Genomic DNA, 26885 nt, shown 5'->3' on the forward strand with positions numbered 1-26885 from the left:
GCCTATACCAGGTCTCGAGACAGGCTTCGAATGCCTCAACGTTGTGCGGCGCGCAAGGCTTGCGGAAGGCCTGTTCAAGATGGCGACGCACCCGGTGCTCAAGTTGCTCGTGCACGCCTTGCTGCGCGCTGACCGGGATTCGCGAATTGGCATAACTCATCGACTGGAGTGCAGACACCGATACCAAGGAAGGCGTATTGTACTAGCCAGCCACGGGGGAGACTTGCTTTCCCGCCAAGCGTCGTTGATAATACCGCGTTTAACACCCGTAGCCAGGGCGGCCACAATCGCCGTCTGCGAAACCCCAAGGATTCAAGATGAAAGCGGACATCCATCCCAAGTACGCCGACGTTCAGGTCAACTGCTCCTGCGGCAACAGCTTCACCACGCGTTCGACCTATGGCAAAGAGGCCTTGCACGTCGAAGTGTGCGCAGCTTGCCACCCGTTCTATACCGGCACCCAGAAGATCGTCGACACCGCCGGCCGTGTCGAGCGCTTCCGCCAGAAATACGGCAACGTGCAGCGCCTGGGCTGAGTTCCGCGCAGCATCGCCCAAAAGCAGCCCCCGGGCTGCTTTTTTGTTGGCCTGCTAGAATCCGCTACGCGCACACTGATCATGGCGCCGCCGAGAAAACAACAACGCATGCCCGAACAACCCCAGCTATCCCCCTTCAAGAGACACCTCTATGGCGCGGCCGGCCTGGCCGCGTTGATCGTTCTTTATCTGCTGCCGGGGTCGATAGGGCACGACCCGTGGCGCGGTGACGATATCCGGCACTTCAGCGCGGTCTTCAGCCTGTTCCAGGATGCCAGCTTCTGGCTACCATCCCTGGCTGGCGCACCGGTCACCGACTTCGGCCCGCTCTACTACTGGGTCAGCGCGATCTTTGGCGCCATGCTCGGCTGGTTGCTGCCATTGCATGACGCCACCCGCCTCGCGAGCCCATTCTTCACCGGATTGGCAATTTTCTGGATCGCACGTGCAGCCGCGCGTCTTTATGGTCGCCACACCCGCACACCAGCGGCCCTTCTCATGCTCGGCACCCTGGGGCTGGTCGTACACGCCCACGAACACCAACCGTACACCGCCTTGATCGCCATGCAGGCGATGACGCTGGCCGGTCTCGCTCTGGTGCCAGCCCAACCGGTCAAAGGTGCCCTCCAGGCCGGTATCGGGGTTGCACTCGCCTTCCTCGCGGCAGGTCCAAGTGGTGCACTGCTCACCTTGCCGTTGCTCATCGTCGTGGCCATCGGTTGCCCGGAATGCCGCAGCGCTCGCGCAAGCGGCGCACTGATTCTAGGCCTGTCCATTGGCACGGCAATCACCGCCGCCTGGCTGATCGGGCTGGAGCGCCACGACCCCACTCTGGTCGCCCTTTGGTGGGAGGGTGCCTGGAGCGGCCTTGGCGAACCGATCCCCACCACGGACCTGGGCAAGCTTGCCGAGCTGTTGAGCTGGTTTGCCTGGCCGCTATGGCCGATTGCCCTGTGGACGCTGTGGCGAGCCCGTTTTCAGCTTCTGCGGGTATCGTGGGCACTGCCATTGGTCGCAACGCTGTGCGTCCTGATCTGGCTGATCCTCGGCGGCCACACCCAGGCACCGGCCATGCTGCCGATCATCGCGCCCCTGGCATTGCTCGCCGCAGCTGGGGTGCCAACCCTCCGGCGCGGGGCCGCGAACGCATTCGACTGGTTCGCGATCATGACCTTCGGCAGCTTCGCGATCTTCGTCTGGCTGGCGTGGACCGCGCAAGCCCACGGCTGGCCACCGGGCCTAGCCCGCAGCCTGGAACGCGTGGCACCGGAGTTCGTGCTGCACGGCACGCTGTTCCAAGCAGCCATAGCCAGCTTCATCACCCTGTGCTGGATCACACTTGTGTGGCATTTACCACGCAGCCCCAACCGCAGCCCGACAAATTGGGCAATGGGCATGACCATGTTGTGGTGTCTCGCGGTAAGCTTGCTGCTGCCGTGGTTCGATCACGGTCGAAGCTACCGTCCGGCCTCCGAATCGCTCGCGATTGCGCTGGCCGGAGAAGCGCCGGGCTGCGTTGCGGGCATCGGTTTGTCCGACAGCCATCTCGCATCGCTCGACTACTTCGCCGGATTGCGTGTCGACCCGGTCGGCGCCAATCTGACCGCCTGCAAGTACTTGCTGGTGCACGATGAAACACATGCATCGCGACTGTCACTCGCGGCGCAATGGCAACTGATATGGGAATTCCGCCATGCGGGAGGCAAAAGACTCGAGGTCTTCAGACTATACCGGCGTGAGTGAGGGTTCGGCCCCGGAGTCGGCCTCGCCTGCTCACCGTCCCGCCTGGCACGATCTCGAACACCATGCCTTGCGGTTGAAACATGCCCGCATTGTCGACCGCTTCATCGATCAACCCGGGCGTTTCGAAGCTCTGTCGCTCGAAGTCAACGGCCTGCTCGCCGACTTCTCCCGTCAGGCGATCGACACGTTCGCGCTCGACGCGCTTGAACAACTCGCATCACAAAGCCACTTGAACGAGGGCATTCGCGCCCTGCGCGATGGCGCGCGGGTGAACTTCACCGAAGGCCGGGCCGCTCTCCATATGGCCTTGCGTGGCAGTTGCCCGGCACCCGCAGCCGACATGGCCAGCGTCAAGCAGACGGAACAACGCATGCGCCGATTCGCCGAGCGGGTACGCAGCGGCGCCCATTGTGGCTGCACCGGCAGACCTGTCCGCCACATCGTCAACCTCGGCATCGGCGGATCGGATCTCGGACCGCGGCTCGTCCATGCCGCTCTCAAACCGACCCACTCCGACGCACCGCAGGTGCGCTTCGTCGCCAACATCGACCCGCACGACCTGAACACCGCGCTGGACGGTGTGGCCCCCGAGAAAACGCTGTTTATCGTCTCGTCGAAGAGCTTCTCAACATCGGAAACGCTGGCCAATGCCGAAGCGGCTAAACGCTGGTTGCAGGCGGAGCTGGGAGCAGACGCGGATCTCACCCCTCATTTCGTCGCAGTCAGTAACGCCGTCGAGGCCGCGCGCACCTTCGGCATCGACCCGGAGCATGTCTTTGCGCTGCCGGAATGGGTCGGGGGGCGTTTCTCGCTCTGGTCGGCGATCGGCTTGCCGCTTCTCATCGGCCTCGGCGAAGCCCAATTCGACGCGCTGCGCGAAGGTGGCCGGGCGATGGACACGCATTTTCTCACTGCGCCACTTCACGCCAACCTGCCAGTTCGCATGGCGCTTTTGGGCCTGTGGAATATAGACTTTCTCGACATCGAAACCCTGGTCGCGCTGCCCTACGCTCATGCGCTTCGGTTCTTTCCAGCCTGGCTGCAGCAACTCGAGATGGAAAGCAACGGCAAGCACTGCCTGCGCGACGGCACCGCCAGCGCGGTGCACACCGCCCCACTGATTCTCGGCAGCACCGGCTCGATCGGCCAGCACTCCTTCCATCAGCTCTTTTATCAGGGTACCCGCCGTGTGGCACTGGACTTCGTCGCCGTCGCACCGGATGCCGACCCGCGCCGTCGCTCGCTGTTCGAAAACGCGCTGGCGCAAGCCGCCGCCCTCGCGCAAGGCCGGGACCTCGCCTCGGCCCGAAAGGCGCTGGAGGCCCGCGGTCTGCCCAAAGAGGAAATCGAACGCCTGGCTCCTCATCTCGTCTGCCCCGGCAACCAGCCCTCAACCACCTTGCTGCTACCCCGCCTGGACGCCTTCCAGCTCGGCCAGTTGCTCGCCCTCTACGAGCACAAGACCTTCGTCCAGGGCTGGATCTGGGGTATCAACAGCTTCGATCAGTACGGCGTCGAACTGGGCAAGGAAATGGCGCGCAGCCTGGCCGCGCAGGACGACACCATCCACGACCCGGCCACCGTCGGCCTGCTTGCCGCCGCAAAACGCATGGCGGGTGATTGACCTTAGCGGTGCGTTTCGCTTCGCTCAACACACCCTATTACCGCGCTTGCATGGCGGCTGGATGGTTTCATAGGGTGCGTTGAGCCATAGGCGAAACGCACTGTGCGACTCAACCATAGACCAGGCAGGCGCCCGGAATCCCCTTGGGCGAGGTGAAATAGCCCAGCGCGTAGAAGAACGCGATCACCAGCAGCACCACGATGATGCGCCGCCGGCGCAGCTTGCACCACTGCCAGAGATTCTCCAAGCGCTTACGCATCGAGCCTCAGAAAATGATCACGGTAATGGCGCAACTCGTCTATGGACTCGTAGATGTCCGACAAGGCCTCATGCCGGCCCTTCTTCTCGAAAGACGCATACACCGGCGGACACCAGCGCCGCGCAAGCTCTTTGAGGGTTGATACGTCGAGGTTCCGATAGTGGAACCAGTCCTCCAGTTTCGGCATGTAGCGCGCCATGAAGCGACGGTCCTGACACACCGAGTTGCCGCACATCGGCGACGTACGACGCGGCACCCATTCCTGCACGAAGGCCAGCAGTTGCGCTTCGACATCCTCCTCGGACAGGGTCGATGCCCGCACCCGGTCGATAAGGCCGGACTTGCCGTGAGTGTTGCGATTCCATTCGTCCATCGCGTCAAGCACGGAATCCGGCTGATGAACCGTCAGCACCGGCCCCTCGGCTACCGTCTGCAGTTGTGCGTCGGTCACCACGATCGCCACCTCAATGATGCGATCGCTGTCCGGTTCGAGGCCAGTCATTTCCATGTCGAGCCAGAGGAGGTGGTTTTGATCTTGTGCCATAATTTCCGCGGAGTCTGCCAAAGGGGTATGTGGGAGCCCGATTGTGTCACAAAGCGCGGCTGCGTCCGGCCATGTTGTCGAGCCGCTTGAACCTTGGAGCACGATGAACCGCATCATTCGCGGCTTACGCCGCTCCCTCAGCGGATGGACACACGTCGGACACTGCCGCCCCCCACAGGAGACGACGGCGTGGGTCAAGAATCAAAGAATAACGGAGAGACAACATGAAGACCCTCGCCCTGCCACCACTCGCCGCCGTGCACTTCAGCGCCAGCACCACAGCGAATCCCATCCCGGAAGCCAAGCGCCAGATTGCCGGATATGACAACAGACACTTCTGCAAGTTCGACTGACGCCTCTTGAAGCACGATACCTCCGCCGGCGGTGATACCGGCCTAGTCACCGCAGCCTTCGGTCGCCACTACGAAGTCACCACCGAGTTCGGCACACCGCTCGAAACCCGCGTCAAATGCGTACCCCGGGGCAAGAAGAGCCAGTACGCCTGCGGCGACGAGGCGGTGTTCAGCCCCAGCGGCGAAGGCCAGGGCGTCATCACCGGGCTCGCGCCACGGCGCAACCTGTTGTGGCGCTCCGATGCTTTCCGCGAGAAGCTGATTGCCGCCAACCTCGACCTCATCGTCATCGTCGTCGCCACCGAACCGGGTTTCTCGGACCTGTTCATCTCACGCTGCCTGATCGCCGCCGAGCATCAGCGAATCGACACCCTGATCGTCCTCAACAAGGCCGACCTCAGCGACCGTCTCGACGCCGCCAGAGCCCAGCTTCAACCCTTCGTCGCACTCGGCCACGAGGTACTCGAACTCAGCGCCCTTGAGGACGCAGAGCCGTTACGGCCGCTGCTGGCCGGGCGTCGAAGCATACTGGTCGGGCAGTCCGGCATGGGCAAATCCACCTTGATCAACACGCTCGTCCCCGAGGCCGAGGCCGCCACGCGAGAGATCTCGGAGGCGCTCGACTCCGGCAAGCACACCACCACCTTCGCCCGCCTCTACGCCCTGAAAACCGGTGGGAGCATCATCGACAGCCCCGGCATGCAGGCCTTCGGACTGGCCCATGTGCCGCTGGACGAGCTGCCTGCCTGCTTCCCGGAGTTCCGGCCCTGGCTGGGGCATTGTCGCTTCCGCGACTGCAAGCACGAGACCGAGCCGGGCTGCGCGCTCACCGCAGCACTCGAGCGGGGCGACATCCATCCACGCCGCTTCGAGCATTTCCGCCTGATACGCAGCGAAATCGAATACGCGCTTGGTCAGCGGAGAGGATGGTAGCGAAAGACAGATCGCGGTGACACGCGATGTAGCGCCCGCAGCGGTGCGTTTTGCTTCGCTCAACACACCCTATGCAAGGGAACGATAGAGCCGACCCATCCCATAGGGTGTGTTGAGCCGCAGGCGAAACGCACCGCGCAACCTTCGCCCCGCTCAAGCGGCCAGCGCAGGCCGCGAAACCGGCATCAGGAAGTCGTCCGCGATGCGGTTGCCGAGATCCTGCACCCGCCCCAGCGCCTGCACCACGTAGTTGTGCAGGCCCTCGCGCATGATGTCCTCGATTCGTCCGTAGCGCAGCGTGGCCTCGAAGAGGCCGGCGCGACGTTCGGTTTCGGCGGAGTGGTCGTTGGACACCACACGCAGGTTGTTGAATACCTCCTTCATGCAACGTGCAAGCGAGCGTGGCATGTCTACCCGCAACAACATCAGCTCGGCGACCCGCGCCGGTGTAATCAGATCGCGATACACCTTGCGATAGACCTCGAAGGCCGACACCGAACGCAGCAGCGCGCTCCACTGGTAGAAATCGGCTGAGCCGCCCTCCACCTCACCGGCCGGCAGCAGCAGCTGATACTTCACGTCCAGCGTGCGCAACGTGTTGTCGGCACGCTCGAGAAAGGTGCCGATGCGGATGAAACGCAAGGCCTCGTCCTGCAACATGGTGCCAAGCGTCACCCCGCGCGACAGGTGCGAGCGAAACTTCACCCATTCGAAGAACGAACTCACGCCCTCGTCGTAGAGCTTGTCGCTGTCGAAATCACGCATCTTGAGCCAGGTCGCGTTGGTCGTCTCCCACAACTCGGAGGTCAGCGTGCCTCGCACCGCGTGAGCGTTCTCGCGGGCAGCGCGCAGGCAACTGCGGACGCTCGTCGGGTTCTGCGCGTCGAAGATCATGAAGTCGAGCACCGACTCGGCGGTGATGTCGCCATAGCGGGTGTGAAACGGTGCCTCTAGCCCCATGATGCGCAGTGTCGCACCCCAGGCCTGCTCGGCCTGGCTATCGGACTGCGGCATCAACGACATGCGGTGATTCACGTCGAGAATGCGAGCGATGTTCTCGGCCCGCTCCATGTAGCGTGCCATCCAATAGAGATGATCGGCAGTTCGGCTCAACATGTCGTACGCTCCGTTCTCAAGCCTCGAGTACCCAGGTGTCCTTGGTGCCACCACCCTGGGACGAATTCACGACCAGCGACCCCTCGCGCAAGGCGACGCGAGTCAAACCACCAGGCATCAGCTGCATCTCCTCGCCGGACAACACGAATGGCCGCAGATCCACATGGCGAGGCGCGAGCCCGGCCTCGACGAAGGTCGGGCACGACGACAAGGCCAACGTCGGCTGGGCGATGTAGCGCTCCGGATGCTGCTTGAGCTTGTCGCGAAAATCCTCAATCTCTGCCTTGGTCGCCGCCGGTCCGACCAGCATGCCGTAGCCACCCGCGCCGTGAACTTCCTTGACCACCAGGTCTGCAAGGTTGGCGAGCACATACTCGAGGTCCTCCGGTTTGCGGCACATTCGCGTCGGCACGTTGTGCAGAATCGGCTCCTCGTCGAGGTAGAAGCGCACCATGTCGGGCACATAGGGATAGATCGACTTGTCGTCCGCCACCCCGCTGCCGATTGCATTGGCCAGAGTGACCCCACCCGCCTGATAGGCGGCCAACAAGCCAGGCACACCAAGCACCGAATCGGCGCGAAAGGCGAGCGGATCGAGAAAGTCGTCGTCCACCCTCCGGTAGATCACATCCACACGCTTGGGGCCACGCGTAGTACGCATATAGACATGATCGGCTTCGACGAACATGTCCTGCCCCTCGACCAACTCGACACCCATCTGCTGTGCGAGAAACGCATGCTCGAAGTAGGCGCTGTTGTAGGCCCCGGGTGTCAGCACCACCACCGTCGGATCGGTCACGCCCAGGGGCGCAACGCTGCGCAGCATGTTGAGCAGAATGTCGGGATAGCGATCCACCGGCGCCACGCGATAGCGCGAAAAGAGCCGCGGGAAAAGCCGCATCATCATCTTGCGGTTCTCCAGCATGTACGACACGCCCGAAGGCACCCGCAGGTTATCCTCCAGCACGTAGTACTCGCCTTCACCTGCTCTAACCACATCCACCCCGGCGATGTGGGCATACACGTCGCCCGGCACCTTGACGCCCTGCATCACCTTGCGATACTGGGCGTTGCCCAGCACCTGCTCCGCCGGAATCGGGCCATTCTTGAGGATCGCCTGTTCGTGATAGATATCCCGCAGGAACGCGTTGAGCGCCTTGACCCGTTGCTTGAGACCCCGCTCGAGCACCGCCCACTCATGGGCCGGAATGATGCGCGGCACCACGTCGAAGGGGATCAGCCGCTCGGTGTCGGGCTTCTCGCCATACACCGCAAAGGTGATGCCGTGACGGTGAAACAAGGCATCGGCCTCGGCGCGCTTTTGCGCGAGCCTGTCCTCTGGCATTTCGACCAGCCAGTCGGCATAGGCCTTGTAATGCGCACGCACGCCACCCGTCGCGTCCTGCATTTCGTCATAAAAACTACGTTTGCTCATGCTGCAAGCGCCTCCCCTGTCGCTCGAGGTTTCACCTGCAACACAGCGAAAACCGTGCCAAGCGGAATCCTCGATCCGGGCGGGTTTCGACACAACAAACGCACCAAATGAGGGCATGCACCAGTTTCGTACGTCGACTGCTGGTGCATGTTAGGAACACCGTCGCCGTAAACGACGAAACCCGCCTCTCGGCGGGTTTCGATGCGAGCGCGGCAGCGTATTACAGGCGCTCGAATACAGCAGCGATACCCTGACCACCACCGATACACATGGTGACCAGCGCGTAGCGGCCATTGATGCGCTGCAGCTCATACAAGGCCTTGGTGGCGATGAACGCACCCGAGCACCCAACCGGGTGACCCAACGCAATCGCGCCACCGTTGGGGTTGGTCTTGGCCATATCCAGCCCCAGGCCCTTGGCCACGGCCAGCGCCTGAGCCGCGAAGGCTTCGTTGGATTCGATGACGTCCATCTGGTCCAGCGTCAGTCCGGCACGTTGCAGCGCGAGCTTGGAGGCGGGGATCGGCCCCTCGCCCATGATGTGATTGGGGACACCTGCAAGCGCATAGGACACCAGGCGCGCCATTGGCTTGTGCCCGGCGGCAGCGGCCGCCTTGGCTTCGGCCAGCACGAAGAACGCCGCACCGTCGTTAATGCCCGAGGCGTTACCCGCGGTCACGGTGCCGTCCTTCTTGAAGGCCGGGCGCATCTTGGCCAGCGACTCCATGGTGGTGTTGGCCTTCACGTGCTCGTCGGTGTCGAACACGGTCTCGCCCTTGCGGCTCTTGAGCGTGATCGGAACGATCTGCGACTTGAAGCGGCCTTCGGCAATGGCCGCCGCAGCGCGACGCTGCGACTCGACAGCGAACGCATCCTGGTCCTCACGGGTGATGCCCCACTTCTCGGCCAGGTTCTCGGCGGTGATGCCCATGTGGCCGGCGCCAAACGGGTCGGTCAGCACCGACACCATCGCGTCGATCATCGCAGTGTCGCCCATGCGGGCGCCGGTGCGCATGGCCGGGGCCATGTAGGTGCCGCGAGACATCACCTCTACACCGCCACCGACGCCGAACTCGCAGTCACCCAGCAGGATCGCCTGCGAAGTGGTCACGATGCCCTGCAGGCCGGAGGAGCACAGACGGTTGACCGCCATCGCGACGGACTCCATCGGCAATCCCGCCTGAATGGACGCGACACGCGCAACATAGGCGTAGCGCGACTCGGTGGGAATGCAGTTGCCCACGGTCACGTAGTTGATTTGCTGCGGATCCACGCCGGCGCGCGTTACCGCCTCCTTCATGACGGTACCGGCGAGCTCTGCCGGCTCCATTGAGCTCAGCGAACCACCAAACGCGCCCACTGCGGAGCGCACCGCACTCAGGACAACAACTTCACGATCAGCCATCTTTTCTCCCTCCTGAAAGGATTAACGCCCGACCCAGCCGGCAAGCGCCAGCAGAGCCAGAATCAGTATGACCAGCACCAGCACCCGCCACACCAGTTTGGCGGCAGCTTCCATGCGCGCGACATCAGCACGCTGTCCGATGCCCATTTCAGGGCGATCTCGGACCACGCCTTCCTCGTGCACCGGCATGCCCAGCCTGACGCCCAGCGCACCGGCACCTGTCGCAATCAGTATACCGGATGCCCTGTCTGGCCAAAGCACCGATTGCGAGCGCCAGCAATACATCGCATCCTCGAAATTGCCGAGCACCGAAAAGGCCAGCGCGGTCAGCCGCACCGGCACCCAGTCGATCACATCGAAAGCCCGGCGCGCAAACTCCCCAAAGTGCGAGGGCTCTCCTTCCACACCCGTCTGCCGCTCACGCCATGCCTCGGCGAGGTGTTCCGCTGCGCGATACAACACCACCCCGGCTGGACCGGGCAACAACACGAACCAGAATAACGGACCGAACACCCTGCGGTGCCCCGTCACCAACCCAGTCTCGATGCCCACCCGCGCAATCTCACTCGCCGCAGCACCGGTATGATCCCGCCCGCGCCATTGGCCGAGCAATTCGCACGCCCGATCGGTATTGCCCGCCGCAAGCTGCACTACGATATCGCCAAAGGCCCGCGAATCAGCATGATTTGCCAACACCACATACAGCACGCCCACGTTGAAGAACAGCGCGAACAGCGGGTGCACCCACCACAACGCCCACCACACCAGCCAACTCGCCACCGCCAGCCCGATCACCCCCAGCCCCCAGGCAACCCGGCCACTTCGCACACTGCCGTCGTCATACAGTTCGACGAGCTTGTCAGCCAACGGCTGCAACCAGCGCGCGGCACGATACTCGGAAGACAAAGGTTTGAACTGCTCGAGGAGCAGCGCGAAAAGCAGGGAGAAAACCGTCATGCGCGGACCAGATGAATCGGAAACAAGCCGCCATGATAGTCAAGGCCGCGCCCCAACGCACGGGATGCGCAGGATTCCATTACAACCGACTTTCCCACCTACGCAACACCGCATGCATTCGAAGCACCATAGGAGCGTCGACGTGACTACGCTGCCAGCCAAAAGCCGGACACTCTCCATCGGAGCCTACCTGCTAGAATGGCGTCAGACATCCGTGAAGACGCCTCCCATGCAGACGGTCAGCCGAGCCAGAGGCCGAACACCTCAGCGCGCCCTGCCCCACATGCTCTTATGGTCTCACACTGCTCCGGGAGACGCAGCATGACTCGAGACGCAATCCTTGATTTCCTCAGGCGACATAAACAGGAAATGAAAGAGACTTTTGGTGTCACCCGAATCGGACTGTTCGGCAGCTACGCGCGGCAGACCGCACGAGAGGACTCCGATGTCGACCTTGTCGTTGTAATCGACAAAGACAAGAAAACCTTCCGGAATTTCTTCAGCCTCAAGCGCTACCTCGAACAGGCTCTGGGAAAACCAATCGATCTGGGGATGGAAAGCGCGCTGAAACCCGTCGTGAAGCACGCAATCAAGGACGACATCCTGTATGCGTAATCGCCCGGCCGAGCTTTATCTTCAGGACATCTGCGACTCGGCCGAAGCCATTTAAAGCTATGTCCAAGATCTCTCGTTCCAGGCATTTTTCGAGGACAGAATGCGCTCGGCCGCGGTCATCCGAGAGTTCGAGATCATCGGAGAGGCTGTCGGCAAGCTGCCCGACGAACTTAAAAGCAGGTTCCCCGATATTCCCTGGCGAGAAATCAAGGATTTCCGCAACCTCCTGATCCATGAGTACTTCGGTGTTGACCTCGAGATCGTTTGGGATGCGATACGGGCCGAACTTCCGCCCTTACTGAGTGCCGCGAGAAGCATCCTGTCGGGCAAGTAACATGTGCAGATAGGCCTTGCGCTGGCCTCATTCCCCCACCAGCAACCGCTGCAGAGACACCAGCATGCCCGCGGTGGCTCCCCAGATGTAATAGTCCTTCCACGGCATCGCCCAATACTCCCGCATCCGCCCCCGGTAATGCATGCTGTGGCGCTTGTGATTAGCGGTGTCGAGCAAGAAGGCCAGCGGCACCTCGAAAGCCTCGGCCACCTCGAAGGTGTCCAGATCCAGCTCGAACGGCGGATGCACCAAGCCGACCACCGGCGTCACCCGAAAGCCAGTGCCCGTAAAATACTCCGGCAACTCCCCAAGCAACTCCACCCGATCCGGGTCCAGCCCGATTTCCTCCTCGGTCTCCCGCAGCGCGGTCATCACCGCCGAGACGTCGGTCTCCTCCACCCGTCCGCCGGGAAAGCTGATCTGGCCGGGGTGGTGGTGAAGATGGTCGGTGCGCTTCGTCAGCAGCACCGTCATGCCGGGCGCCCGCGCGACCACCGGCACAAGCACCGCAGCAGGCCGAAACTCCGAAGACTCCAGCGAACCGTCCTCGCGTACTACAGCGTGGGTGTTGGCGTGCAGGAAGCGGTTACGGAGGGCGTCAGGGTCGATCATTGCAGAGAGCGGCAACACGTTTTCACAGACTGACGTGCTTCGATTGTCGGTGGCTAAGCAGTATAGTGCGGTTGATGCAAGCGGCCTACCAGATGAGAAGTGACGGCATTGCTAAGCCCTCCCGACCGCTCATCGCTCAGAACGCGGCAGTCGTCGTCATTGTATTGTCGAATTAATCCACCCAACCTATGGTTGAATCATGAAAAAAGTCCGTGGCTTCACTCTTATCGAACTCATGATAGCCATCACGGTGCTGGCGGTGCTGTTGGGCATTGGCGTGCCGTCATTTCGGAGCATCATTCAAAACAACCGCGCCACATCGACTACCAACGATGTCGTTGCGGCCTTTCAGGTGGCACGCTCGGAGGCCCTGAAGCGCCGCCAGAACGTAACCGTTTGTCGCCGAAACGCAACGGGCACAGCATGCGAGAATGGTACTAACTGGGCCCCCGGATGGATGGTGATCGCGGGTGGCACACCGATTCAAGTCTGGGGTGCCCCTCAAGGGAATCCGGCTATCACCGGCCCGAATGCTGGAGTGACCTACACACCAACCGGTTTAACCACTCTTGTCGCGCAGGCTTCGGTCACTGTCGCATTCCCCGGCTGCACCGGCGATCAGCAGAGAACCGTGAGCATTGCACCTACCGGCCGGCTCAATACGACGAGAACAAATTGCCCATGAAGCCATACCTGCACTCGCCAAACACATGGAGAACCGATGAGTCGGGCGCCACTCTCATCGAAGTCTTGGTTGCGATCGTGGTGCTCTCCATCGGCCTTCTTGGGCTGGCTGGACTTCAGATGACCGGCTTGCAAAGCAATCACAGCGCCTACCTGAGATCCCAGGCAACGCTTCTCGCCTACGACCTCAGCGACCGGATGCGCGTGCAACGTCAGGCGGCTCTTTCAGGCGCGTTTGATGATGCTTCACCTTCCGCAGAACGCATCGGTTGGAATAATGAGGTTGCGTCCATGCTCGGCGCTGGCGCAACCGGTAGCGTCGTCCGTAACGGAGCAGACGTGACGATCACGATCACTTGGAATGATGACCGAGGGCGCATTAGGGGTCAGGGTGAGGTCGCCACTGTCACCAACGTCAATTTCGTATACCGGACCGAGCTATGACGACATATCACCGTAGAGGTCAGAGAGGTTTGACCTTGATTGAACTGATGGTTGCGATGACCATCGGTTTGTTTCTACTCGCCGGAGTAATAGCTGTTTTCGTAAGTAGCAAACAAACCTATCGCACGAACGAGGCGCTCTCACGCGTCCAAGAAAGCGGTCGTTTTGCGATGGAGTTTATTGCATACGATATAAGAATGGCTGGTTTGACCGGTTGTGGGCAAACTGATCGTATCGCAAACACCCTGAACAATCCGGGATCCTGGTGGACTGACTTCGGAAGCGGCGGCATCATCGGTTACGGAGGCGCAACCGCCTTCCCCCCCCAAGCTTTCGAAGGGTCAGGTGGTAACCGGATTGCGGGTACCGACGCTTTCGTTTTGCGCGGCGGCCGTCCAACACACTATTCTATTGAATCCCACACCCCAAACTCCGCGAATTTCAAGCTGAACGCACTCCACGAACTGGCCAATGGCAGCATTGTCATGGTCTGCGACAATCGGCAAGCATCCATCTTCCAGGTCACGAACGTCAATGCTTCCAACGTAACGGTCGTGCATAACACAGGGTCATCGGAAACGCCCGGCAATTGCACCCAACTACTTGGATTTCCTGCTCCGACCACCTGTGGTCCGCAAGAAGGAACTGAATATCAATACGGCCCAGATTCCATGCTCGTTGAATACGTATCAACCGCCTACTACATTGGGCGTAATCAAAGCAATGGCCGATCACTCTATCGCATCACTCTTAATGCCGGAACGCCTACCGCTCCACAAGAGCTAGTCGAAGGACTTCACGATATGAGAGTCGTTTACGGTCGAGATACTAGCAACAACAACCAAGTCAATGATTACGTTGCCCCGGGCACCGTAACCAACTGGAACAATGTTCTCGCAGCACGTGTAAGCCTGCTCGCCATCAGCGAAGAGGCGAACGTCACCGCCGGAGGGCAGCAAACTGTGTCATTCGCCGGCAACAACGTAGCTATTCCGAACAACCGTCTCGCGCAGGTATTCACGAGCACCGTCGCCCTCAGGAATCGGCTGCCATGAATCAGTCTTGTTTTGCTCCGCCCCGCATGCAACGTGGGACCGTCCTAATCGTCGCGCTAATCGTTTTGTTGCTACTAACGATGCTCGGCCTGAGCAGCATGCGTTCGACGACGCTGGAAGAGCGAATGGCAGGTAATCTTCGCGATCAGAACCTTTCCTTCCAGGCGGCCGAAAGTGCTCTGCGCGAGGGTGAAGACTTTGCCCGACTTCTTGCCAATCGTGTGTTGTTGAGTGGAGCCACCGACCTTGCCAGCCCTGCCACTTGGAACGGCAACAACCCCACAGGCACCTACGACATCAATACCGGGTTGAACCCCCCTCTGGCCGCCAACCCGGTCTACCACGTCGGACCACCGGGTTTCGTCCGCATAGGCGTTGGAGCTGGGGAACCACAATACTACTGCATCTACCGTGTCACCGCTCGGGGCGTTGGCCTGGTTGACACCACGACCACGATTCTGCAATCCACGATCGGACTGTTCGAAGCCATCGATGATTGCTGACCCCGCACTCAGGAGCTGAGTCATGAAACACCTTCCATCCACAATACGCACGGATAGCCTGCCGTCGCTCCTGTGCGCACTTTGCTTCACCGGCCTGTCTGCAGCATCAAACGCACAGATCAGTATCGCGGAATCCCCTCTCTTCGTGACCTCGAGCATTCCACCGAACGTCATGTTCATCATCGACGACTCCGGTTCCATGCAGTGGGAAACCATGCCGGATGAATTCACCAAGTACTGGGGTGGCAATCTGACAAGTCAAGCGGTCATGTGGGTTTTCCCTCCAATCGCTGACCTGCATGGCGGTTCGCCGCAATATTCAAACACTCGAACGGTTCGATTTACGGGGAACATGGCTGCGCTATTCCGGTCACCGCAGAACAACACCGTTTATTACAATCCATCCGTTACCTACAAGCCGTGGTCGAATCCGGATGGATCACTGATGCCGGACGCATCGATCACGGCAGCACCAAACAGACCACTTTTTCCAACGTTTGGCACCCGTAATCTCACGGCAAATCAAAGCGCAACCACCAACTGGCTTAACAATGACGGTACGCACACTAGCACCACGGTAAACTTCTACCCATCGGTCTATTACTGGTATAACTCCGGCCCGGTTAATCAAGAGTCAAGCTATACGCGTGTGGAGATACGCTCCACCACCGCCAACTACACAGGTCATGGACGCGAAAACCGGACTGACTGCGCCGGCGCTGCAACCGCCACTTGCACCTACAACGAGGAAATTCAGAATTTTGCGAACTGGTACTCGTATCATCGCAACCGTATTTTCGCAGCACGGGGCGGGATCGGTCGTGCGTTTGCGACCCAGGGCGAGGAGATTAGGATTGGCTACGCAGCCATCAACAAAGGCGACTCGACCATCGACGGAGTTAGCACCCGCACCGTAATTAGAGGCGTAAGACCTTTCCGAGACACTGCCACTCAAACCTATCGTTCAGATTTCTTTGACGAGCTGTACAAACGTGACGTTCCTGCCGCGGGTACGCCGCTGCGCAGAGCACTGCAAGGAGTGGGTGAATATTACAGGCGGAGCGATAACGCCGGGCCATGGGGCCATTCCCCCGGCGACAACGATCCGACCCCGCACCTCGAATGTCGCCAGAGCTACGCAATACTCATGACAGACGGATATTGGAATGGAGCCGACCCTTCCCCGTCGATCGGAAATGCGGATGGTACTGATGGCCCGGTTATCCTTCACCCCGACGGCACTGCTTTCAATTATCAGTACACCCCATCTCAGCCTTTCTCAGATACACGATCGAATACATTGGCTGATGTGGCAATGCATTACTGGAAAAATGACCTCCGCCCAGCCGGCACGACAAATGGCCTGGCAAACCGAGTACCGACGTCCTCCGCTAACGAAGCCTTTTGGCAGCACATGGTTACGTACGGTGTGGGCTTAGGCGTTACCGGCGATGTCGACCCTGCAACCGCATTCGCTGCCGCCCGAAACGGTACTGCGATAACGTGGGGAGACCCCTTCCCTTCTTCGGCGACGAATACGAAGATAGACGATCTGCTGCATGCTGCCGTGAATAGCCGCGGGGGCTTCTTCAGCGCGTCTGACCCAGAGACTTTTGCTAACGAGCTCTCGTCAATCCTGAGCCAAATCGTCGCACGAGTCGAAGAATCATCTACTGCCGCCGCCGCAAGCTCTGCAATTCTTCAGACCGACACCTTGCTCTACGTAGCGGCTTTTCGAAGCACAGACTGGTCCGGAGAGTTTAAGGCCTACGAGATCAACTCCGACGGGAGCCGCGGTGCGCTTGAATGGGACGCAGAGGCTACCCTGAGAAACGCCACCCCTTCCGCCAGAAAGATATTCAGCACCAACCCTGCCAACACGGCAGGAAACCGCGGAGTGACTTTGACGCTAGGCAGTCTCAGTGCGGCCCAGCAAGCGGCGCTGAATCGCGACACTGCCGGCGTACAGGACAACCGTGGAAACGACAGAGTTCAGTGGATTCGTGGTGTTGAAAGCGCAAACCTGCGCAACCGTGTGCATGTTAGTGACGGCCTGCGTTTGCTCGGTGACATTGTGAACTCCAACCCCCAATATGTTGGACGTCAGAACTACGGATATCGCTTCCTTGCTGGAACTGAAGGGACTTCCTACACCACATTTCGGGCAACTACCGCCTATCAGAATCGCCCGAACGTCATCTATGTCGGTTCAAACAATGGTTTAATGCATGCGCTTGATGCTCAGACAGGCCAGGAACTGTTCGCTTACATGCCAGCTGAATCTCTTCTACCGAGAGGATCCAGCTTGCACGCGCGAATTAACGAACTCATGGTGCCGGAATATGATCATCGGTTCTTCATGGATGGCGAATTGACGATCGGCGATGCGTATGTGAATGGATCGTGGAAAACGATTCTCATTGGCACCATGGGAGCGGGAGGACGGACCGTATTCGCCCTTGATGTGACTGACCCCACGAATTTTGATGCTACTAAGGTCCTTTGGGAGTTCACACATCCAGAGCTCGGTTATAACCCCGGGAAACCGTCGATAGTCCGTATGCGCAATGGCACTTGGGCAGCGGTATTCGGGAACGGATACAACAGCTCTAGCGGACAAGCCTCCCTGTTCATCGTCCGTTTGAGCGATGGGCAGTTGATGACCGGCACCAACCCGATTCCAACGGATTCCGTAACCAACAACGGTTTGACTTCACCGCAGGCCACAGACTGGCCCGTTATGGATTTGAGCGCGCGCTGGATTTACGCGGGTGATCTGCAGGGAAGGATGTGGCGCTTTGATGTCTCGTCTACCAATACCAACCAATGGGATAACAACGGTAATCGGAAGGTCTTGTTTCAGGCTCGCGACCCTTCGAACACACCGCAACCCATCACGTCGCAACCCGCACTTGCAGCTGACCCAAACGATCCGACTCGCTTGATAGTGCTATTCGGCACTGGTAGTTTCTTCCGCACGGTCGACGGAAACCCGGTCAATCCTCAGCTACAGTCGCTCTATGGTCTTTTTGACCAGTCGGGAAGCTGGAGCATCTCCAGCCGTTCTGAATTGCAGATGCAGACCATCACTTTCCAGGGGAACGTGACCTTCACACTACCGGATAGCACAACGATCTCCACTCTCGTTCGTCAAGTGTCCAATAATTCACTTTCAAGCTCACAGAAGGGTTGGTATTTGGATCTCTCCTATCTCGGTTCTAATACTGGCGAGCGAGTGATCAGTTCGCCGACTTTTCCGTCTGGCATTCAGCAATCTCGAGTTCGTTTCACAACCCTTATTCCTGATAATGACCCGTGCGGGGCAGGCAGAACCGGCTTCGTAATGGACATAGATCTTTTGACCGGTGGCAGGACAACGCATCCAGTTTTCGATCTGAATCAGGATGGCTCCTTCGATGCCAGCGACATGCACAATAATCTGCCCATCAGTGGTATCGGCGGCGTGCGCGGGGAACGACTCACAGTCATCCGTGATGCTGCCTCCGACAGAGAATTTCTCTACGGCGGCGAAGACCTTGTCGGAGTGGGCCTTGGAGACGCGGACCTTGTTGGACGCCGCTCATGGCGACAGTTCAGGTGACTCGCTCTCGAAGCATTCAAATGGAAGCGTTTATGAGATATACAACTAGACAGAACGGATTCACGCTCATCGAATTAATGATCGTAGTTGCCGTGATCGGAATTTTGGCGGCCGTCGCGTATCCCTCCTATCAGGAACATATTCGGCAAGCAAGGCGCGCCGACGCCCAAACAGCCTTGCTTGAGCTTTCGCAGTTTATGGAACGCTACTACACCACCAACGGGCGGTATGTGGATGGTGCCGGCAACAGGCCGGCTCTTCCCTTCACGCAAAGTCCAAAGGATGGGGCGCCGAAATTCTACGACCTTTCGTTTGACAACGCAGGCATTGCCAATCAAGCAACAGCTTACGTACTCCAGGCTGTACCGATCGCAGGCTCCGCAATGGCCACAGATGCGTGTGGCTCATTGCGGATTACCAACACTGGTGTGCGGACAAGAACAGGGACTCTTGATGCGAACAGATGTTGGCGGAATTGAGTAAGCGCGTCGTCAAGGCGGTCAGACCTAGCTTCGTAGCACCTCCATGGGACCACGGAAACCACGGGGTCACAGGAAACCACGGGGTCAGGCCTAGCTTGGTAGCACATTCGCCGACCGCTCTTCAATCACAACACAGGTGGCGCAAGATATGCGCACGCTAGCACGATAAGAGCACGGCCGCCCGGAGAGGGCGGCCGTGTCAGGTCAGCCGATTTGGGAAGCGGAACTTAACTGCGCCCTGCCCCCATTCCGCTGCCGCCGCGCGGGCCGCCCCGCATGCCGCGGTCGCCCTTGCGGCCCATTTGCTGAAACTCGGCGTCAAACACGGTTTTCTGTGCATCGCTCAAGGTCGCGTAGAAGGTCTCCACCGACTCACGCGCCGATGCCATCTCGGTCTGCCGCAGTTGACTCATCGCTTCCATGCGCTGCATGCGCTCGATGGCGTTTTGCGGCCTGTCGGCGCTGCGGCGTTCGGCCATGGTTTCGACCATGCGCGCAAGGGCCAAGGGGTCAGGCCTAGCTTCGTAGCACCTCCATGCACTACGTACTCCGAAGCCTGCTAAAGCTCGCCCGGAGATGCGATAGACGCGCTGCGCAAACTCAGGTGCGGCCCTTGCGTTGGCAGCTTCGATCTCACAGGCTCCGTCGCTGGGCGGGGGCGGTCAGGGCCTCAGATCAGCGGTTACGATGCGTCGGGACCCTCATCGATAAAGCGATCGGCATTGCCACGGGCAAAGGGTGCATGTTTCAGGAGCCCTGTTGCAGCCTGAGCATCGTTCGCTGCAATTCAGGCAGTTTGCTCTCGACCACACCCCAGACCAGTTTGTCGTCGACTGTGGCATAGCCGTGAATCAGCGTGTTGCGAAAGGCAACGATTCTCGGGAGTTCGGTGATTTGAGAAGCGATATCGGGATCTCGGCGGGACAGCCCATTTAACGCCTCACCGATGATCTCGAGCTGTCTTTCAACCGCCGATCTCAGCATCGCATCGTGCTCGTAATCATTTAGGGTCTTGCCGTCGATGAATTGGCCGATTAAATCGATCGCGTTTCGTACATCCCAAATGTATTTCAGCACTTCAGGCTTCATAGAGCTTCATACGCGTGTTGAGCACTTCCTCGCGGAAGTATGGGTTCTTCAGTGCGTCGATGGTGATCAGATCGATCTTGCGACCCAGCAGCCTTTCGAGCCGTTCATGGAGAGTGAGCCATGCCTCCGAGTAGTCGGATGCGGTCTTGTCACCAATAGTGACGAGGAAATCAAGGTCGCTTGTGTCAACGTCGAAGTCGTCACGCACGACGGACCCGAAAACATCGAGCCTCTTGACGTCCAGCGATCGACACAGTTCGGTGATTTGCTCGCTCTTGGCGGCTATGATCGGATTCATGAAGCCCCTCTCCACTGTCAAACCATACTTCACTGAAGGATGGTGTCAGTTTAGAGGAAACACGCGGGAAAAGAAGCCGGCACCAAGGGGTCAGACTCGGACCACGGGGTCAGGCCCAGCTTGGTAGCACATTCGCCGACCGCTCTTCAATCACAACACAGTTGGCGCAAGATATGCGCACGCTAGCACGATAAAAGCACGGCCGCCCGGAAAGGGCGGCCGTGTCAGGTCAGCCGATTTGGGAAGCGGAGCTTAACTGCGCCCTGCCCCCATTCCGCTGCCGCCGCGCGGGCCGCCCCGCATGCCGCGGTCGCCCTTGCGGCCCATTTGCTGAAACTCGGCGTCAAACACGGTTTTCTGTGCATCGCTCAAGGTCGCGTAGAAGGTCTCCACCGACTCACGCGCCGATGCCATCTCGGTCTGCCGCAGTTGACTCATCTCTTCCATGCGCTGCATGCGCTCGATGGCGGTTTGCGGTCTGTCGGCGCTGCGGCGTTCGGCCATGGTTTCTACCATGCGCGAGGCGCGGGTCTGCATATCCGCCTTGAAGGTTTCGAATGCCGGTTTCTGCTCGGGCGTGAGTGCGAGGGCGAGCTCGAGCCGTGCCATGCGCACTTCGGCGCGTTGAGTCATGCGCTCCTGCATTTGCTCCGGTGCCATCTGAGACCAGGCAGCCCTGCTGCCACGCGGGCCGTCGCACTGGCCGCCCCATGCCAAGGCTGCGGTAGTGCCGAGGGCACCGGCAGCGATGAGGGCGACAACGATAGAGGTTTTGATCGAGGTTTTCATGGTGCTTCTCCTGTCGATTGACTTTGCGTTGCCCTTTATGTGGGCGACGGAGCCATTACACTCCCGCGATGTATGCTGTATTTGTCAGTCGGAAGGCGAATTGCGGCTTCATGTTTCTGTCCGCGCGCTTGATACGCTGGGATACAACATGACGCCGAGACCAGATGGGCCAGAGCGCTGACGCAGATCCCGGTCGCATCAATCGCGCGAGCGTCACGGTATGACTCGACCTGTCGCCCCGGCTTGAGCTAGGGCTGCCGCAAGCCCCTGCCTGGCCCCGGCGTCGCCATGCACCAGACGGACTTCGGCCGGCTGATGGCGCATCCGGGTAACGAAACGCACGAGGTCGTTCTGGTCTGCGTGCGCGGAATACCCTGCAACCACGTGGATACCCGCACGAATGACAATACGCTGACCATCGAAGTCCACATAGCCGCCGCGCGGTCCATAACGTTGGATGTCGGCACCCGGTGTGCCCGCAGCCTGATAACCGACAAACAACACATCGTTGCGCGCGTCGGGAAGCAGGGTTTTGAGGTAGTTGACCACCCTGCCGCCGGCACACATGCCGCTGGCTGCTATGACGATGGCCGCTTCGCCGGTCTGTGCCAGCCGAGCGACGTTGGCGAGGTGGGCATCGTGCGATTCGATGGCGACGAGTTGAGCGAAATCGAGTGGGCGACGCCCCTTGGCGACCCTTGCACGTGCCTCGGCATCCCAGTACGGCTGCAGCTCACGATACATTGCGGTGAAGCGGCTGGCCAGGGGCGAATCAAGGAAGACACGCAACCGCGCCCACTGCTCGGCATGCCTGCCCCCGGCGCGCGACTGCCGGTGCATGATGTCTTCGAACTCGTAAAGCAGCTCTTGCGTGCGACCGATGCTGAAGGCCGGGATGACGACGGTGCCACCATTGGCCAGTGCGTGCTCCACGGTCGCCTGAAGGCGTTGCTGACGGGTACGCCGGGACATGTGCAGGCGGTCGCCATAAGTGCTTTCGAGCACAACCAGATCTGCCCGCCAGGGCACCTTGGGCGCGGGCAGGAGCGGCGTCCAGGGCGCACCGAGATCCCCAGAAAAGACGATGCGCCTGGCCGCAGCGCCTGCGGCCTGGATATCACACTCGACGTAGGCGGAGCCGAGAATGTGGCCGGCGCGCTGCAGTCGTATGCGGCAGAGTGCCCCGCCTTGCATCGGAATATCCGTCCATTGACCCCACGGCACCGGACGCAGGCGTGATTCGACGAGTTGAAGATAGCGTTCGACGAAGCGGGCCTCGCGGCTGATGCCCACCTCGAAGGCATCCGCGAGCACGGTCGGCAACATCCGTGCCGAAACCTCGCTGCAGTAGATTGGCCCCTTGTAGCCGGCCGCGAGCAGCCACGGCAGTCGTCCGACGTGATCGATGTGAACATGCGTCAGGACGAGTGCGCGCAGATGGTCTACCGGAAAACGCACATCGAGTGCGTCGCCACCGCTACGCCCCTCGGCTGATAGTTCAGCCCCTTGAAACAACCCGCAGTCGACGAGCAGGCCGTTCTGGTTGTCGATTCGCAGTTCATGACAGGAGCCTGTCACCCCTTGGCGGCCACCATGGTGTTGCAGTGAGTAAGGGGGAGTGAGAACGGATTCGGACATGCAAGGGCTCCATCGTGCTGAAGCTGCATGCTATATCCCATTCGACTGGATTATGCAATTCGCGTTGGCGAATTTACGTCTGGGAACTGGTGATTTGGCGGAGGCGGTGAGATTCGAACTCACGAGGGGCGCAAACCCCTGCCGGTTTTCAAGACCGGTGCATTCAACCACTCTGCCACGCCTCCGTACTTCGTGCCGGCACCCATCGGGCCTGACGGCCCGCCCTGCCGGTTTTAGCTGCGCGGACCTATGCCCGCTTCGCTAGCGCGCCGCTCTCGCGGCTGGCGCCAAGACCGGTGCATTCAAGCACTTTGTCACGCCTCCGTAAGCCGATCCGACCACGGACGCGGATTGTAGCATCCCGACCGCGGTCACCGTGCACGCGCCAACACCGGAAATCACCGCCCCTCGATCCGCATGTCGAGCCGCTCGAGCAGACTGCGGTCGCGGCTGGTGCCGGGGTTGGCTGTGGTGAGCAAGTGATCGCCATAGAAGATGGAGTTGGCACCGGCGAGGAAGCACAGTGCCTGCAAGGCGTCGTCCATCTTCTCGCGCCCGGCGGACAATCGCACGTAGCTGCGGGGCATGGTAATGCGGGCGACTGCGATGGTGCGGACGAACTCGAACGGATCTATGGCTTGTACACCAGCCAGCGGAGTGCCGGGGATCGGTACAAGATTGTTGATCGGCACGGACTCGGGCGCGGGGTCGAGGTTGGCGAGCTCGGCGATGAGCGCGGCCCGGTGGGCACGGGTTTCGCCCATACCGACGATGCCGCCACTGCACACGTTGATGCCAGCCTTGCGCACGTTGTGCAGGGTATCGAGCCGGTCCTGATAGCTCCGGGTGCTGACCACGGCGCCATAGTACGCCTCCGCCGTGTCGAGGTTGTGGTTGTAGTAGTCCAGGCCGGCGTGGCCCAGGGTTTGGGCCTGATCGGCGTCCAGCATGCCGAGGGTCATGCAGGTCTCGAGTCCGAGCGCCTTGACCTCGCGAATCATTTCGGCCACCCGCTCCATGTCGCGTGCCTTGGGCGACCGCCAGGCCGCACCCATGCAGAATCGGGTGGCACCCTGTTGCTGTGCAGCACGTGCGGCGGCGATGACGTCGTCAATGGGCATGAGCTTGGACGCCTTGAGCCCGGTTTCATGGTGTGCGGATTGCGAGCAGTAACCGCAGTCTTCGGCACATCCACCGGTCTTCACCGAGAGCAGGGTCGACAACTGCACGACACCGGCCTCGAAATGCTCGCGATGAACCTGTTGCGCCTGAAAAACGAGGTCCATGAAAGGTTGTGCGAAAAGCGCTTCGACATCCGCAACACGCCAGGCTGCCGCCGACGGTTCAGGTTGCGGGCTGGCGTTCTTCATAAGTGAGCGGTCTGGCATGGAGATGGTACTAGTCATTGAGGATCCTCTTGCAAGGGGTGGGCGGCGTGCAGCCGCATCGGCTGTGCTGAAACAAGCCAATCCACCTCTGTAATTTTGAATTACGGATTATAGGCGACGATCGGAGGAATGCAGCCCTGCCGTTCATCCGCTGGTCACCTGGCGAACTGCGCACTCATCGCGCAAAAGCCGCCTGATGACGAGACGCCTTCGGAAATGCGTAACGATTTGAGCTTTCAGTCCTCCCGCTCGAACAACGCGATGGATTCGACGTGGGATGTCTGCGGGAACATGTTGGCAATGCCGGCCGATTTGAGCCGATAGCCCTTCTCGTGCACCAGTACGGCGGCGTCGCGCGCGAGCGTGGCCGGGTTGCACGAGACGTAGACGATACGCGGTGGCAGCTGGGCTGCAGACAAGGCCTTGACCACCGCGATGGCACCTTCGCGCGGCGGGTCGATGAGGACTTTGTCGAGTTTGCCGAGGGCGGCAAGGCTGTCTTCGGTCGCTTCGAACAGGTTGGCGGCGTGAAACTCGCTGTTGGCCTGCAAGCCGTTTCGCGCGGCGTTCTCGCCCGCGCGGCGCACCAGGGTTTCGCTGCCTTCCACCCCCAAGACGTGGGCGCCGCTTCTGGCGATCGGCAGGCTGAAATTGCCGAGGCCGCAAAACAGATCCGCGATACGCTCGCCCGGTTGCGGGTCGAGCAACTGCATGCTCCTGCGCATCAGCAGGCGGTTGATCTCCACGTTGACCTGAGTGAAATCGGTCGGCCGGAAATCCATCGTCACCCCGAACTCGGGCAACGTGTAGGACAAGCCCGGGGCTTCGACCGGGTGCAGGCGATAGATGGAATCCGGCCCCTTGGGCTGCAGCCAGACCTGCACGCCGTGCGCATCGGAGAAATCCGCAAGCCGCTTTTCGTCCGTTGCGGTCAGTGGCAGCAGGTTACGGAACACCAACACGGTGATGTCGTCGCCGACCGCAATCTCGATTTGCGGCAGGCGGTCCGGAATCGACAGTCCGGCGATGAGTTCGCGCAGCTTCGGCAGCATATTGGAGATGTGCGGCGGAAGAATCTCGCAGTTGAGCATGTCGGCGATGTAGCTGCTGCGTCGTTCGTGAAAGCCCACAAGAATGCCGCCCTTCTTGGGCACCAGGCGCACGCCGATTCGGGCGCGGTAGCGATAGCCCCAGCTCGGCCCGTGAATCGCGGCCAGAATGGTCTCAGCCTTGACCTTGCCGACGTGCCACAACGCATCCTCCAGCACTCGCTGTTTGACGGCGGCCTGGGCGACCGGGTCGAGATGCTGCATCGAACAGCCGCCGCACTTGCCGAAGTACTCGCAGCGCGGCGTCACCCGCTGCGCGCTCGCCTGCAAAACCCGGCTGATCTGGGCAAGCTCGTAACTGGGCTTGCGACGATAAACCGAGTACTCCACCTCCTCGCCCGGCAACGCGCCGTCGACAAAGACGGTCTTGCCGTCGACATGGGTAACCCCGCGACCTTCGTGATCAAGCGACTCAATGATGGCGACCGGCATGATGCATCCCGCTGCAAAAGGGGCGGATTTTAGCAGGCGCTGCTCGAAGCAGTGGAGCGATCAAAGCACCGGGCGCAATCGGCCGATCGACTTGCGGACAGTGGCCAACTGAAATCGGCAAACACATGCACCGACACACTGGAGACGATGCTTTGCGAGTGGTACCTTGTCCATATTCGGAAACCCGGGAGCATGGCGATGACCGACACTACACCGAAGGACGACGATCTGATCGACAGCCTCTCGAAGTACCGCGATGCCGCGCTGGCAATCATCGATCGGGCAGAGCGCACGCTCGAGATCTGCGACCCGGACCTGAGCCAGCTGCCGCTCGAATCGCCAGCCGGGATAGCCGCCCTCGAAGCATTTCTGCAGCGAAGCGCACTGCATGACTGCCTGCGCATCGTGGTACATGACGTCACACACCTCGAGCAGCACTGCCCTCGCCTGGTGCGGCTACTCACCGCCTACGCCCATCGCATGACAGTACGCGTCAGCGCTCGCGAGCACCGCAGCCTGGAGCAGTGTTTCATCGTCGCCGACAATGTCCACCGCCTGATCCGTTTCCATCGCGACCTGCCCAGGGCACGCTTGAGCATCGACTCCCCTACGGATGCGGCTGAAAGTCTGCTGCATTTCGAAACGCTGTGGGAACGAGCCCAGGCGGTTTCGCCGGGAAGCAGACTGGGGCTGTGATCTGGTGGTCTGCTTCGCAAATGCAGCGACACGAAACCGCGGCTTGAGGAGTATGGCCGCAACAATGCCCGTCATCGACGCCTCAACAGGACCTTGACCCGAAGGCAATCTGCGTTCCTGCATGACCAAGGGAATCAGGCCTTGACTGCCCGCGTGAGCGTCCGGCCCGGTGACCGCAACGTTTTGCTACAGCTTGGCCCGCTTTCGCGGG

At 60.5% G+C, this 26885-nt stretch carries 27 protein-coding genes, 1 tRNA gene and 1 pseudogene; 14 read left to right on the top strand and 15 right to left on the bottom strand.

Going from position 1 to position 26885, the window contains the following annotated elements; all coding sequences use genetic code 11:
* Nucleotides 1-317 precede the first annotated feature (317 nt).
* The 3 genes from rpmE (at nt 318) to pgi (ending at nt 3903) form a co-directional block, all read left to right on the top strand.
* Nucleotides 318-536, top strand: coding sequence for a 50S ribosomal protein L31 (gene rpmE / locus GPA21_RS10025; protein ID WP_168988061.1), 219 nt, complete (start codon nt 318-320; stop codon nt 534-536).
* A 108-nt stretch (nt 537-644) separates the two neighbouring features.
* Nucleotides 645-2279 carry an ArnT family glycosyltransferase gene (locus GPA21_RS10030; protein WP_168988062.1) on the top strand — a complete coding sequence of 545 codons (1635 nt, stop codon included), beginning with the start codon at nt 645-647 and terminating at the stop codon, nt 2277-2279.
* Nucleotides 2272-3903 (top strand): glucose-6-phosphate isomerase, encoded by a 1632-nt coding sequence (pgi, locus tag GPA21_RS10035; protein ID WP_343037301.1) that lies wholly within the window; start codon nt 2272-2274, stop codon nt 3901-3903. The genes GPA21_RS10030 and pgi overlap by 8 nt, the downstream gene beginning before the upstream one ends.
* 109 nt (nt 3904-4012) lie before the next feature.
* On the opposite strand, the gene GPA21_RS10040 is transcribed toward pgi, so the two are convergent.
* The gene (locus tag GPA21_RS10040; RefSeq protein ID WP_168988064.1) at nt 4013-4162 is read right to left on the bottom strand and encodes a hypothetical protein; all 150 of its coding nucleotides are present in this window, start codon (nt 4160-4162) and stop codon (nt 4013-4015) included.
* Nucleotides 4155-4706, bottom strand: a complete 552-nt coding sequence (gene orn, locus GPA21_RS10045) for an oligoribonuclease (RefSeq protein WP_168988065.1) — start codon at nt 4704-4706, stop codon at nt 4155-4157. The genes GPA21_RS10040 and orn overlap by 8 nt, the downstream gene beginning before the upstream one ends.
* A 224-nt stretch (nt 4707-4930) precedes the next feature.
* Between orn and GPA21_RS21165 the strand changes: the two genes are divergently transcribed.
* Together GPA21_RS21165 and rsgA are read left to right on the top strand one after the other, a co-directional pair.
* The gene (locus tag GPA21_RS21165; protein ID WP_281355937.1) at nt 4931-5059 is read left to right on the top strand and encodes a hypothetical protein; all 129 of its coding nucleotides are present in this window, start codon (nt 4931-4933) and stop codon (nt 5057-5059) included.
* 6 nt (nt 5060-5065) lie between these two features.
* Nucleotides 5066-5992 carry a ribosome small subunit-dependent GTPase A gene (rsgA, locus tag GPA21_RS10050; RefSeq protein WP_168988066.1) on the top strand — a complete coding sequence of 309 codons (927 nt, stop codon included), beginning with the start codon at nt 5066-5068 and terminating at the stop codon, nt 5990-5992.
* Between the two features lie 153 nt (nt 5993-6145).
* Here rsgA and GPA21_RS10055 read toward each other — a convergent pair whose 3' ends face one another.
* The 4 genes from GPA21_RS10055 to GPA21_RS10070 form a co-directional block, all read right to left on the bottom strand.
* Complete coding sequence (locus GPA21_RS10055) at nt 6146-7108, bottom strand: alpha-E domain-containing protein (RefSeq protein ID WP_168988067.1); 963 nt, start codon at nt 7106-7108, stop codon at nt 6146-6148.
* Between the two features lie 16 nt (nt 7109-7124).
* A complete protein-coding gene (locus tag GPA21_RS10060; RefSeq protein ID WP_168988068.1) occupies nt 7125-8543 on the bottom strand; it encodes a circularly permuted type 2 ATP-grasp protein in 1419 nt (472 codons plus the stop codon).
* A 220-nt stretch (nt 8544-8763) separates the two neighbouring features.
* Nucleotides 8764-9948, bottom strand: a complete 1185-nt coding sequence (locus GPA21_RS10065; RefSeq protein WP_168988069.1) for an acetyl-CoA C-acyltransferase family protein — start codon at nt 9946-9948, stop codon at nt 8764-8766.
* Nucleotides 9949-9969: 21 nt separating this feature from the next.
* Complete coding sequence (locus GPA21_RS10070) at nt 9970-10905, bottom strand: CobD/CbiB family protein (protein ID WP_168988070.1); 936 nt, start codon at nt 10903-10905, stop codon at nt 9970-9972.
* Between the two features lie 321 nt (nt 10906-11226).
* Here GPA21_RS10070 and GPA21_RS10075 point away from each other — a divergent pair, with 321 nt between their 5' ends.
* Both GPA21_RS10075 and GPA21_RS10080 read left to right on the top strand, forming a co-directional pair.
* The gene (locus GPA21_RS10075; protein WP_168988071.1) at nt 11227-11520 is read left to right on the top strand and encodes a nucleotidyltransferase family protein; all 294 of its coding nucleotides are present in this window, start codon (nt 11227-11229) and stop codon (nt 11518-11520) included.
* Nucleotides 11521-11590: 70 nt separating this feature from the next.
* Nucleotides 11591-11854: pseudogene (locus GPA21_RS10080) on the top strand (HepT-like ribonuclease domain-containing protein); the annotation flags it as partial.
* A 27-nt stretch (nt 11855-11881) separates the two neighbouring features.
* Here the strand turns inward: GPA21_RS10080 and GPA21_RS10085 are convergent.
* Complete coding sequence (locus tag GPA21_RS10085; RefSeq protein WP_168988072.1) at nt 11882-12466, bottom strand: CoA pyrophosphatase; 585 nt, start codon at nt 12464-12466, stop codon at nt 11882-11884.
* A 199-nt stretch (nt 12467-12665) separates the two neighbouring features.
* On the opposite strand from GPA21_RS10085, the gene GPA21_RS10090 reads away from it, so the two are divergent.
* The 6 genes from GPA21_RS10090 to GPA21_RS21170 all read left to right on the top strand — a co-directional run bounded on the left by GPA21_RS10090 (nt 12666) and on the right by GPA21_RS21170 (nt 19232).
* A complete protein-coding gene (locus GPA21_RS10090) occupies nt 12666-13151 on the top strand; it encodes a GspH/FimT family pseudopilin (RefSeq protein ID WP_168988073.1) in 486 nt (161 codons plus the stop codon).
* Nucleotides 13148-13594 (top strand): type IV pilus modification protein PilV, encoded by a 447-nt coding sequence (gene pilV, locus GPA21_RS10095; RefSeq protein WP_168988074.1) that lies wholly within the window; start codon nt 13148-13150, stop codon nt 13592-13594. Before GPA21_RS10090 ends, pilV begins: the two co-directional genes overlap by 4 nt.
* Entirely contained in the window at nt 13591-14649 is a 1059-nt protein-coding gene (locus GPA21_RS10100) for a PilW family protein (protein ID WP_281355938.1), read from the top strand. Before pilV ends, GPA21_RS10100 begins: the two co-directional genes overlap by 4 nt.
* Before the next feature lie 26 nt (nt 14650-14675).
* Nucleotides 14676-15152 carry a pilus assembly PilX family protein gene (locus GPA21_RS10105; protein ID WP_281355940.1) on the top strand — a complete coding sequence of 159 codons (477 nt, stop codon included), beginning with the start codon at nt 14676-14678 and terminating at the stop codon, nt 15150-15152.
* 172 nt (nt 15153-15324) lie between these two features.
* A complete protein-coding gene (locus GPA21_RS10110; RefSeq protein WP_168988077.1) occupies nt 15325-18753 on the top strand; it encodes a pilus assembly protein in 3429 nt (1142 codons plus the stop codon).
* Entirely contained in the window at nt 18735-19232 is a 498-nt protein-coding gene (locus GPA21_RS21170) for a type IV pilin protein (RefSeq protein ID WP_281355939.1), read from the top strand. Before GPA21_RS10110 ends, GPA21_RS21170 begins: the two co-directional genes overlap by 19 nt.
* 230 nt (nt 19233-19462) lie before the next feature.
* Here GPA21_RS21170 and GPA21_RS10120 read toward each other — a convergent pair whose 3' ends face one another.
* The 8 genes from GPA21_RS10120 to rlmD form a co-directional block, all read right to left on the bottom strand.
* Nucleotides 19463-19741 (bottom strand): Spy/CpxP family protein refolding chaperone, encoded by a 279-nt coding sequence (locus GPA21_RS10120; protein ID WP_246261884.1) that lies wholly within the window; start codon nt 19739-19741, stop codon nt 19463-19465.
* A gap of 241 nt (nt 19742-19982) precedes the next feature.
* Complete coding sequence (locus tag GPA21_RS10125; RefSeq protein WP_168988078.1) at nt 19983-20324, bottom strand: HepT-like ribonuclease domain-containing protein; 342 nt, start codon at nt 20322-20324, stop codon at nt 19983-19985.
* Nucleotides 20314-20622: a nucleotidyltransferase family protein gene (locus tag GPA21_RS10130; protein WP_168988079.1), complete on the bottom strand. Its 309-nt coding sequence runs from the start codon at nt 20620-20622 to the stop codon at nt 20314-20316. The genes GPA21_RS10125 and GPA21_RS10130 overlap by 11 nt, the downstream gene beginning before the upstream one ends.
* A gap of 252 nt (nt 20623-20874) precedes the next feature.
* Nucleotides 20875-21411 (bottom strand): Spy/CpxP family protein refolding chaperone, encoded by a 537-nt coding sequence (locus GPA21_RS10135; protein WP_168988080.1) that lies wholly within the window; start codon nt 21409-21411, stop codon nt 20875-20877.
* Nucleotides 21412-21624: 213 nt separating this feature from the next.
* Nucleotides 21625-23049, bottom strand: a complete 1425-nt coding sequence (locus tag GPA21_RS10140; RefSeq protein ID WP_168988081.1) for an MBL fold metallo-hydrolase RNA specificity domain-containing protein — start codon at nt 23047-23049, stop codon at nt 21625-21627.
* Nucleotides 23050-23144: 95 nt separating this feature from the next.
* A tRNA-Ser gene (locus tag GPA21_RS10145) sits at nt 23145-23234 on the bottom strand.
* A gap of 213 nt (nt 23235-23447) precedes the next feature.
* Nucleotides 23448-24419 (bottom strand): biotin synthase BioB, encoded by a 972-nt coding sequence (gene bioB, locus GPA21_RS10150; protein ID WP_246261887.1) that lies wholly within the window; start codon nt 24417-24419, stop codon nt 23448-23450.
* A gap of 254 nt (nt 24420-24673) precedes the next feature.
* On the bottom strand, nt 24674-25978 hold the full coding sequence (gene rlmD / locus GPA21_RS10155) for a 23S rRNA (uracil(1939)-C(5))-methyltransferase RlmD (protein ID WP_168988083.1): 1305 nt from the start codon (nt 25976-25978) through the stop codon (nt 24674-24676).
* Between the two features lie 198 nt (nt 25979-26176).
* On the opposite strand from rlmD, the gene GPA21_RS10160 reads away from it, so the two are divergent.
* Complete coding sequence (locus tag GPA21_RS10160) at nt 26177-26674, top strand: DUF7931 domain-containing protein (protein WP_168988084.1); 498 nt, start codon at nt 26177-26179, stop codon at nt 26672-26674.
* The last annotated feature ends 211 nt before the right edge of the window (nt 26675-26885 follow it).

It is taken from the genome of Azoarcus taiwanensis, from assembly GCF_012910885.1.
Classification (GTDB): Bacteria; Pseudomonadota; Gammaproteobacteria; order Burkholderiales; family Rhodocyclaceae; genus Azoarcus_F; species Azoarcus_F taiwanensis.

Coding starts and splice junctions, on each gene's coding strand:
- rpmE (WP_168988061.1), top strand. CDS start 318: ATGAAAGCGGACATCCATCCCAAGTACGCCGACGTTCAGGTCAACTGC.
- GPA21_RS10030 (WP_168988062.1), top strand. CDS start 645: ATGCCCGAACAACCCCAGCTATCCCCCTTCAAGAGACACCTCTATGGC.
- GPA21_RS10040 (WP_168988064.1), bottom strand. CDS start 4,162: ATGCGTAAGCGCTTGGAGAATCTCTGGCAGTGGTGCAAGCTGCGCCGG.
- orn (WP_168988065.1), bottom strand. CDS start 4,706: ATGGCACAAGATCAAAACCACCTCCTCTGGCTCGACATGGAAATGACT.
- GPA21_RS21165 (WP_281355937.1), top strand. CDS start 4,931: ATGAAGACCCTCGCCCTGCCACCACTCGCCGCCGTGCACTTCAGCGCC.
- GPA21_RS10055 (WP_168988067.1), bottom strand. CDS start 7,108: ATGTTGAGCCGAACTGCCGATCATCTCTATTGGATGGCACGCTACATG.
- GPA21_RS10060 (WP_168988068.1), bottom strand. CDS start 8,543: ATGAGCAAACGTAGTTTTTATGACGAAATGCAGGACGCGACGGGTGGC.
- GPA21_RS10065 (WP_168988069.1), bottom strand. CDS start 9,948: ATGGCTGATCGTGAAGTTGTTGTCCTGAGTGCGGTGCGCTCCGCAGTG.
- GPA21_RS10070 (WP_168988070.1), bottom strand. CDS start 10,905: ATGACGGTTTTCTCCCTGCTTTTCGCGCTGCTCCTCGAGCAGTTCAAA.
- GPA21_RS10075 (WP_168988071.1), top strand. CDS start 11,227: ATGACTCGAGACGCAATCCTTGATTTCCTCAGGCGACATAAACAGGAA.
- GPA21_RS10085 (WP_168988072.1), bottom strand. CDS start 12,466: ATGATCGACCCTGACGCCCTCCGTAACCGCTTCCTGCACGCCAACACC.
- GPA21_RS10090 (WP_168988073.1), top strand. CDS start 12,666: ATGAAAAAAGTCCGTGGCTTCACTCTTATCGAACTCATGATAGCCATC.
- pilV (WP_168988074.1), top strand. CDS start 13,148: ATGAAGCCATACCTGCACTCGCCAAACACATGGAGAACCGATGAGTCG.
- GPA21_RS10100 (WP_281355938.1), top strand. CDS start 13,591: ATGACGACATATCACCGTAGAGGTCAGAGAGGTTTGACCTTGATTGAA.
- GPA21_RS10105 (WP_281355940.1), top strand. CDS start 14,676: ATGCAACGTGGGACCGTCCTAATCGTCGCGCTAATCGTTTTGTTGCTA.
- GPA21_RS10110 (WP_168988077.1), top strand. CDS start 15,325: ATGTTCATCATCGACGACTCCGGTTCCATGCAGTGGGAAACCATGCCG.
- GPA21_RS21170 (WP_281355939.1), top strand. CDS start 18,735: ATGGCGACAGTTCAGGTGACTCGCTCTCGAAGCATTCAAATGGAAGCG.
- GPA21_RS10125 (WP_168988078.1), bottom strand. CDS start 20,324: ATGAAGCCTGAAGTGCTGAAATACATTTGGGATGTACGAAACGCGATC.
- GPA21_RS10130 (WP_168988079.1), bottom strand. CDS start 20,622: ATGAATCCGATCATAGCCGCCAAGAGCGAGCAAATCACCGAACTGTGT.
- GPA21_RS10135 (WP_168988080.1), bottom strand. CDS start 21,411: ATGAAAACCTCGATCAAAACCTCTATCGTTGTCGCCCTCATCGCTGCC.
- GPA21_RS10140 (WP_168988081.1), bottom strand. CDS start 23,049: ATGTCCGAATCCGTTCTCACTCCCCCTTACTCACTGCAACACCATGGT.
- bioB (WP_246261887.1), bottom strand. CDS start 24,419: ATGAAGAACGCCAGCCCGCAACCTGAACCGTCGGCGGCAGCCTGGCGT.
- rlmD (WP_168988083.1), bottom strand. CDS start 25,978: ATGCCGGTCGCCATCATTGAGTCGCTTGATCACGAAGGTCGCGGGGTT.
- GPA21_RS10160 (WP_168988084.1), top strand. CDS start 26,177: ATGACCGACACTACACCGAAGGACGACGATCTGATCGACAGCCTCTCG.